We start from the raw sequence: 9,240 nt of genomic DNA, 5'->3' as shown, positions 1-9,240 counted from the left end.
TTGTCCAACAACAGCGCAGAGCGCGCTGTCAAAGAGAGCGTGATGGGGAGAAAAAACTGGCTGTTTTCGTCAACTTTTGAAGGCGCAAGGGCTAATGCCGTTGCGTTGTCGCTGATATATACGGCCAAACTTAATCAGTTGGATCCTGAAAAATACTTGAGAAAAGTATTAACGGAGATTACCAACATTGAGGTATTTGATCCTGAAAGGTTCCGCCAACTTCTCCCATGGAACATCGATCTTACCTCATAAATAAGAAAATAAAAACGATGCATACGCAATAACCTGAGATAATAATACTATCTCGGGCTATTTGTGTACACACCGCTGTTTTAACGACCGCTTACGTTATATATATACATAAAAGGCGACAGACGCCATGCGCCTGCCGCCTTCGCAGCTGCCGTTTCATTCCTTTTTCAACTTACCGTATGAATACTTCAACCAAAGCTTCTGTCTGAACTTGCCAAAGCGCGTATTCAGTCTCAACTCAAATGTCCTCATCAAAATCCCTCCCAGCAAAAACCAGTGACAACAGATTTTGACTCATCAAAAGCAATGTCGTCCTGTCTCCCCCAAAAGCCAGGCAATCAATGCTTTACATCTGAATCATTTGTAGGCCTACAAATATAATAACGAATGGGGGAAGAAAATTTGAACGGGATTGAGAAATAAATATATTACGCAATTAAACAATCTCCATTCACCTTATTCTTAATCTATGTAATTTCATACCTCCACCATTTTGCGATTACCAATCAATCAACTTATCATTGGCAGTCAATTTATCGGTCATATCCTTCTTATTTTCCCAAGAGATAATATTGTCGTCCCAAATTCTCACTACTTTTTGATCAAACATATACTGAATAGACCGCATGATGCGAGACGGTTTGTACATCGATCTATCCGTGACAATTTGCGCACCCGCAGGCATTTCCCATCTGTCAATATTACTTTGAGAAAGAATAGGAAGTTCTCCTTTCTTGGCCTTGGATAAATAACGAGAAAGCATGCAGCGATTTTCAATAACCGAACCAGAATTGATTTTAGATGATTTTAGTAATTTTTTCATGTTTTTGTAAACTATCTTATTGGTCATGTCAGTGGCAAAATATGGGGTCACCTCTCCATCTAAAATATTCAGATAAACGTGATTGTAATAATTTATATCAACAATACACCCATGAACGGTCCCGATACCGCCAATAGAATGCACTTCATCAGAAATAGCCATGATAGCTTCTCGATATGGAGCAAATGCGCCATATACTTTTTGAACGTATTCTGGAAGGTTGTCAAAGTAATAATTGATGTCATGATTGAGCTTATGCCTTTTCCATCCCTCTAAAAGGCACAGACCACTTTTAGTTTTCAAAACAAACATATAGAAACCATTACGTTTCAAAGCATACACATCACCAGGATATCCCTTGCCATTCATCTCTATTCCCTGATATCGATTAAAATCAACATATTGTTTTCTCGTGATTTTCCAAATTCCGTCTGGATAATTTTTAAAGGAATCGAATCTATGAAAATCAGTCATAAAACTTTTAAGAGACCAAGTTTTTTTAAGATACCCAATTTGATTATCAGAAAAAACGGCAAAATTACGTTGCAACAAAAACGTGTTTTGATGAGTGTGACCGCTCACATAAATCCAATTCTCCTTATAATTGTCATCTGACCAATCCCTCATCGGATTATGAGTCAGCACAATTACTCGAAGATTTGCCGCACTTTTAAGAACCTTTTCATATATTGCCTGAAAACGTCTTGAACGTTTAATATCTTCTTTTGGCGAAACAGTATTTCTGTAAAGGCCCATTTTGGCATTGTAAAAAGGATTAAGTCCGGAAAATCCGATTCCTCCAAGCACTAAAAATGCGGCCTCGGAAAATTTTTCACTGAGTTTCTTGATGCTTGTATTAAGAATTGTCTGCTCATCCATTATATCGATATCATTATCTTTGTAAAAAATAAGCAACTCATTTTCTAACAAAATTACCTGACTAGGAATAAATTGACGATAATTGGAAATGATTTTATCAATTTTACGTAAATATTTGTAACTTGAGTTTAACTTAAAATTGTCCCAAATAAACGATGATATCTTCTTAGATAATGACTCGAATCTCATTGGATAAGAATTCCATAATTCATGGTTTCCCAGAATTGCAATAATCCTTCCTCTATTTCCATAAAGCGAAACAAGCTGTTCATAAAACATCTTCTCTAATATGACGCTATCCGCCACATCGCCTCCAATGAGCAAGGTGGCATGGTCATTTTTCGGTACGGATGACAGCATTTCGACAATTTTATCATTAATACGATGGCGTATTTTATTCAGAGGCATTCCTTCAATATCTTCTGGATCATTGACAATCTGATGCTCAAGATGGATGTCAGTTATATAGTAAATCTTCTCAGCGGAATTAGTAGTATTAAACAAACTACTAATTCTATCAGTGTCCGAAACCATCTGTTTAGATTCACGATCAAGTACTGGCATCGCAAGTTCAACCGGCTCATGTTTTTTTATGTCATAATCTGTCCTAAAATTATTTTCAAATTTCTTTTCTAATCCCTCAAAAGTCTTTTTAATAAAAACAATGCTTCCCTTCACCAAAGCATTATGACAGATTTTAAATTCAATAACTGCTAAAATAGCCAAATGATTGGTCTCGATTGCAAATTTCACCAGTTCTTTATCTGGACTAGGCACATACCTTAAATTCATAGGATCCCGTTCAATCATTTCAAGACATAGATTATGAGAAACAAATTTTTTTGGAGCATACTGTAGGCTCTCAGGATAAAGTCGAGCAGATAAAACAACCATCTCTTCTGACATAAATTTATCCGGAACAACTGACAAGACCGGATAATCTTTATAATAAATGCCTTTAGTCGAACGTGAACCATCAGGCAAGAGAACATCTTTGACTGGTGCAGATGTTTCAATTGCTAATTTAACAAGATTGCTTGTTATTAAATGATCAGGAACATATTTGATGGAGTAGCCATTCGAAAGTACAGCCGCCCTGCACAAAGATTTCCCGACTTTTCCTTGAAGATATCGGTCCGGCACAAACGAAAGAGCACAGCCCCCAAAGCCTTTACGTACAGCCATATCGCATATTTCGTAGCCTCTGTCTCCAAGCAATATGCAATCAGGAGCATACTTTAAAGCATCCCCTTCTCCTTGAACCGCCAACATACACATGTCAGCATCCTTATACTGTTCAGGCACGAACTCAAGATTCAATCCGTTATTTTTCACGGCAACCTCGCACACTTCGCGCGTGAGAAACCTTCTTGAAATAACCTCAAGAATTTTATATTCGGGATTGTCAACGATGAATTCATTGACTGCTTTATCCGCCATCTCTTTTGTTTGGACGCGCTTTCCAGCATCTTTCAAATAATAATACCAGTAAAACGGATTATCCTTACCTATTTTGAACAATTTATTTTTTAAATATTGTATCAATTTTGATGAACGAACAAAAAGATTATCTTCCATATTCTTCCACCTTTTCAATCACGCTTTGAAAATGACTATCAAAAATAATCGCATCTATATTAATACAATTATTGACAACCAACATAATCAAAAAAGGAAACATTACCTTCATTGTTTCCATCTTTACAATCAAGCCAAATCACTCACTTTTTGCCTGATTATTTTACCGCTGACCATCATTCGATAACCTTCTCTTTATCCCTGATGAACAAATTCCTGGCGTCCTTTTCAATCTGACAACCTCTTTGATACCACTGTTATTCTTCGTTAAAACGAAGCTGCTTATGAAAGTTTTTTCAAAACAATTCTTATTAAAGAATACCGCGTCTTTGTAAATCTTTAAACGCATTAACTAATGTAGTGTTATCATCGTGTGTTAAGGCACCGATATGCCCTACCCTAAAAACTTCATTTTTCATTTTCCCACCGTTTGTGCAAATCCAAATATCATACTCATCTTTCAAAATGAGAAAAATATCGTATGCATTTGCATTTTTGGGACGAACAGATGTTACACCATTTGCAGGGCTTTCTGAAACCAATTCAAAAGACATATCTTTGATCTTTTCTCTGAAATCCGATGCCTGTGCTTCAACTCTTGCTATTTCAACATCAGCACCACCCATTCTTTCAATCTCCTTTAACCTTTTATTGATTTGAAGAAGTATTCCAACTGCTGGAGTAAAAGGCGTCTGACCACGTTCTTGATTTTTTAATGCATCCCTTATATCAAAATACATAGTTTTTGGCTTAGAATTTTCAACTCTCTTAATTCCTCTAGGAGATAAAACTATCATTGAAATTCCCGGAGGACAAGCTAATACCTTTTGTGAACCAGTTATCATAACATCAGCGTTGCATTCCGTCATGTCAAACGGATCCGCCAAAAAAGAAGAAACACAATCACAAACAAAGAAAATCCCATTCTTTTTGCAAAATTCACCTATCATCAACGTATCATAAAGAACCGCCGTGGAAGTTTCATCAACATTCACAAGAAGACCAGAAAAACCTTGATTATCATATTCATACAGCTTTTCTTTGGTAAGCTTTTTTCCATGTTTTAATTTTAAATCAACATGCGGAATTTCGTGTATATCGCAAAGATCGGCAAAACGTTTCCCAAAGCTTCCCCCATTTATAACAAGGACTTTATCTTCCCTTGAAAAGTGAAAAGCAATTCATAATAACGGCTTCCATGGAACCAGTACTTGAACATGTCATAAAAACGGCTCTTGACCCTTGCGGTGCCTTAGAATACTCAACCATATATCTTTCATTTTCTAACATTATTTTTGAAAATTCAGACGTTCTAAAATAAGGTACCGTACCTGTTCAGATCCAATAGAAAGAACATCTTTTGAGGACATCACTGGCCCAACCGTAAAATTAAGCATACAAACTCTCCCCCTGTTTTAAAATAAAACTTATTTCTATTAATAACAGAAATCTTTAAATTATAGATACTTTTATCATTGCAGTTCGTTTAACTGTTTTTCCAAATCTCTATAAGTCTGTAAAACAGTTTGACCGTCTTTTTCCATATCCGTAAAGACCTCAAACACAATATTCTTTTGATTATCGGAAACAAAATATTCTAGTTTTTCCTTAAATACTTGTTCATCTTGTGCAGAAATATATTCGAACCCTAATGACTCAACCCATCCTTTTGCGGTTTGATTGTGTGCTGCTCCAATATGCAAATCAATGGTTTTCAACTCATTATGTGAAGGAACTATGTGAAATTCAGCACCTCCGCCATTATTTATCAAAAGAACCCGAACATTACTCTTTATGTGCTTGATTCCCATGGCATTCATGGCATAAAAGAAACTTAAATCGCCTATAATTATAAAAGCTAAGTTATCAGAAGCGTATGCTTGTCCTAAAAAAGTAGGAAGACAACCATCAATTCCAAAAGAGTTGACATTGGAGTAAACCCTAATTGATTTATCAAGGTCATAAAATTGCATCAATCGAGTTGCGTTTAAAATACTCAAATGAAGGATGGACCCCTGCGGTATTACGTGTGAAAAATCTCTCACTACTGAAAAATTTGAAAAAGGCAAATTTCTTATCGTTAAATGTTCGTCCAATTTTTTCCACGATTTCAAATATTCATCATCTGAACTGATGACCTTATCTGACAATTGCTGAATAAAATAGTTCAGCGTACATTCAAACAACTTGGTTTGACTTCGAAAACAATCTTTCACTTTGCCATCTTCAGTTATTGACCAATGTTCAAATTTTCTTTCATTTGCTTTAAATAAATCTTTTATTCTTTCTTGAAAATTTGCCCCGTAAGTTATTACTACATCCGGAAGATATTCTTTTATTGAATCCGAACCTAATGCTTTGATTGTCTTTTCTGGATTAACCGAATTTTTTGAATAAAAATTAGTCAAGTTGTCGCTCAAAACAACCGCATTTAATTTATAGATAAAACGATTTAATCTCTCTTTTTCGCGATCATTGAGATCAGTATTTTGTCCTAAAATAAATAATACCTTTTTCCCGCTTAATTCCTTGATTGCTTCAGACCAATTATTCGTTTCATATGAATAATAATCAATATATTTTATCGTATCTTCATCTTGACCTTGTTTTTCCCATAAATCGTTTGTAGATCCTACCAACGGAACATTAATATGAATGGGTCCAGTTCCGTGTTGTCTTAATGCAATAAATGCCTCATTTAAAATTCTCTCGCAATACCAGATATCTTCTTCATCCTTTATCATCGGCAATTCGATATTAGCTTTTGTAATCGAGTCAAAAATGCTCATTTGGTCTATCTTTTGAGTCTCCAATTGATTTAAAACATAAGGAGATCTATCAAACGTAACAGCAATGAGCTGAACTCGAGAATAGAATGCTTCCGTTATGCCCGTGACATAATTTGAAACGGCAGTTCCACTTGTGCATGCGATTACCACTGGTTCGTCTGATTGCTGTGCAAGTCCCATACCAAAAAAAGCCGCATTTCTTTCATCTACAACAGAAAAGCACTCAAACCATTCATCATTTTCTACGGAACTGACAAACGGTATATTCCTTGTTCCTGAAGAAAGAACCAATTTATGAATGTCATGCTTTTTCAAAAATTTAATCAAAATATCGTTGCTAACATATGTCACTTGCTATTCCTCCAATAATTCTAATTCATTTTTTAAAAACAAAAGAGACTTTTCTTTAGCCTTTTCTATTCTCTTATGAACTGTATCATAATCAATATTATGGTTAAATTTTTCTTTACCTGTAACTAACATACGATTCTTTAATCCAAACAGTTCCAAAATTTCATTTATCTTTATGTTGCATTGTTCACGCGAAAAAACAACAAAAGGTTTCTTGTATTGGACAGCGAAAATTATTCCGTGAAAAGAGTTAGTAACAACATATTCTGCATATTTTACTAAAGATAAAAATTCCTCTACTCCTGCTTCATAAAACATTCTGTGTCCCTTTTCGGCATTAGTCACTCTTAAACTTATCTCCACTATTTTCCAACCGTTTTTCCTCGCCATATCCTCAACGTATTCTTCCATTAACGGAGAATATCTTCTAGAATAATAAAGCAAGTATTTATCTTTCTCCAATCTTTTATCAACTGCAATATCATCATATTCTTCACTTGTATGCAAAAGCGTTGGATCAACTACTCTTTCTACCGGAACATTTACTTGACTCTTTACGTAAGGAATCATCATATTCTCTCTCAATCCGATTGAAAGAAAATTTTTCAATCTGTTGTTGAGGATTTCACAATTGTCTTCTGACAAAATAGAATCTCCAAAACTTGCTGCATATGCTACAGAATGTTTTTGCATACACTCATAGTTTGCGTAATATCCGTCATCAAAGCCAAATTCATCCATACAAAAAATCGTATCACTGCCACATACAAAACCAGTTAAATTTTCATTTTTAGCTATATCATTAAAATTAGCAGATACATACTTCTCTTGTGTTCTATAAAATCTATTAGTATAAAAATCATTGAATTTATAATAATTATTACGAATAGCCGGCATTGTCAATTCGCACATTTTTTTTGATTCTTCATCCTTATCCCACATATTTTTATAGGGATTCAAAGGATCCATATCTCTTAAAATATCCGGACAATAATCAACCAATACTGGTTGATAGCCAAGAAATTTTATCGTCTGCTGCAATGCCCATGACTGAAGGGCTGATCCGTAATTAGTGAAATTTCCGTATATGTTATACGATACTATGCCTATTTTTTTCAATATTTCTCCTCCAACATATCTTGAAGCATAATATGTAATCATTAAGCTTAAACAAGTAGATACGCACAATTTTTATATATCACAAATAATGAATATTGAAATAAGTTTTACATCATTTCCTATATTCTTATAATTCCTTTGCGATTATAAAATTCTTCGTATATCTGACTTATTTCTTCCAAAACATCATTTCCAGTATAACTAAGTGTCCTTCTGTGATTTATCGCACGTAAAAAATTAACGAGTTCATACTTGAATCCTTCTCCTTCAAGTTCATAAAAAAAGCGCTTATTCTTATTTTGATCTTCATATCGAATTTCAAAATAATCTGTCTTCCACCAAGGTGCAGGAACATAAATATAACCCTTGGTTCCAGAAATAATCATTTCACCTTCCGACTTGACACCTTTTCCTATCTTGGCAGTCGCAACAGCATCTTTATAAATAAAGTCCATTTTTGTAAAAAGATCAAAATAGCTATCAATCTTTTTGGAAATGATTGTTTTATTAACATAATTCGTTCCCAAAACTTGAAAAATAGGCATTAGCGCCGTTGCTCCCCATGCATCCATCGCACTCCAAATATTATTTTCGGAGTAATTTGACAATTTTGAAGATTCGCTAAGACTCGTACAGGTAGTCTCAACAGACAAAACTTTGCCGATTTCACCACTTTTTACCATTAAAATCAAACGATAATATGCCGTTGAATAGGCCGTCTTAATCCCAGACATCAGCACGCAATCATTTTTCTTAGCTATTTCCAACAATTCGTGCTGTTGCCTTCTTCCGATTGTCATCGGCAAATCGCACAATACGTGTTTTCCCCGTTCTAACGCATATTTGATTTGTTCATACCTGTCCTTCACATCAGATTCGATAAAAACGGCATCAACTTTTTCAATCAACTCTTCGAAAGAATAATTATCCAATTTATTCAAGCGCCTGTCGCACCCTGAGTCGCTGGTACCGACAATATCGATTCCGTTTATAGAACCCGCTTCATTTGCAACCTTCCACAAACGCTTCGCCTTGCCGACCAAGCCTAACTTAAGGTGATTATTTTTTGATCGTATTTTGGTACTGGATATTCCCTTGGTCCTTTCCAAGTAGATAACCTTGCAAAATTCAGACAAATAATCGAATTTTCCTTGCCAGTCAGAACCGATTGCAAAAATATCAATGCCGAAACGATTGATGTCATCAATCTTTTGCCCCTCATATTCTTCAATAATGATCTGATCCGCCAAACCTGTTTCTTTTACACCTTCTACCCGTTCCATCATTGATTGCTGAACGTTGATTTTGCCTCTGCGAGAATCAAAGTCATCGCTTGTGACGCCGACAATCAAATAATCCCCAAGTTCTTTGGCTCTTTTCAAGATGTTTAAATGACCTTGATGAAGCATGTCAAACGTTCCATACGTTATTACTTTTTTCAAAAAAACA

6 protein-coding genes are annotated in these 9,240 nt (G+C 35.1%); 1 reads left to right on the top strand and 5 read right to left on the bottom strand.

The window, feature by feature from the left end; all coding sequences use genetic code 11:
- Nucleotides 1–252: transposase domain-containing protein (locus tag BMZ95_RS04180; protein WP_143454951.1), on the top strand; the 252-nt coding region annotated here is incomplete at its 5' end.
- Between the two features lie 499 nt (nucleotides 253–751).
- On the opposite strand, the gene BMZ95_RS04175 is transcribed toward BMZ95_RS04180, so the two are convergent.
- The 5 genes from BMZ95_RS04175 to BMZ95_RS04155 form a co-directional block, all read right to left on the bottom strand.
- Nucleotides 752–3,532 carry a DUF4116 domain-containing protein gene (locus tag BMZ95_RS04175; RefSeq protein WP_052750359.1) on the bottom strand — a complete coding sequence of 927 codons (2,781 nt, stop codon included), beginning with the start codon at nucleotides 3,530–3,532 and terminating at the stop codon, nucleotides 752–754.
- A 311-nt stretch (nucleotides 3,533–3,843) separates the two neighbouring features.
- A complete protein-coding gene (locus BMZ95_RS04170) occupies nucleotides 3,844–4,566 on the bottom strand; it encodes a pyridoxal-phosphate-dependent aminotransferase family protein (protein ID WP_235806919.1) in 723 nt (240 codons plus the stop codon).
- Between the two features lie 438 nt (nucleotides 4,567–5,004).
- Nucleotides 5,005–6,672 (bottom strand): 2-succinyl-5-enolpyruvyl-6-hydroxy-3-cyclohexene-1-carboxylate synthase, encoded by a 1,668-nt coding sequence (menD, locus tag BMZ95_RS04165; protein ID WP_052750360.1) that lies wholly within the window; start codon nucleotides 6,670–6,672, stop codon nucleotides 5,005–5,007.
- Nucleotides 6,673–6,675: 3 nt separating this feature from the next.
- A complete protein-coding gene (locus BMZ95_RS04160; protein WP_202813195.1) occupies nucleotides 6,676–7,791 on the bottom strand; it encodes a polysaccharide pyruvyl transferase family protein in 1,116 nt (371 codons plus the stop codon).
- A 119-nt stretch (nucleotides 7,792–7,910) separates the two neighbouring features.
- Nucleotides 7,911–9,233, bottom strand: coding sequence for an adenylyltransferase/cytidyltransferase family protein (locus BMZ95_RS04155; protein ID WP_056990410.1), 1,323 nt, complete (start codon nucleotides 9,231–9,233; stop codon nucleotides 7,911–7,913).
- Nucleotides 9,234–9,240 lie beyond the last annotated feature (7 nt).

It is taken from the genome of Ligilactobacillus ruminis DSM 20403 = NBRC 102161 (assembly GCF_900113455.1).
Taxonomy (GTDB): Bacteria; Bacillota; Bacilli; order Lactobacillales; family Lactobacillaceae; genus Ligilactobacillus; species Ligilactobacillus ruminis.
Note: the sequence above shows the minus strand (reverse complement) of the source record. Positions and strands in the feature narration are given on the sequence as shown.

Bases quoted from the DNA above. Each gene is read 5' to 3' on its own strand.
- BMZ95_RS04175 (WP_052750359.1), bottom strand. From the start codon at position 3,532: ATGGAAGATAATCTTTTTGTTCGTTCATCAAAATTGATACAATATTTA.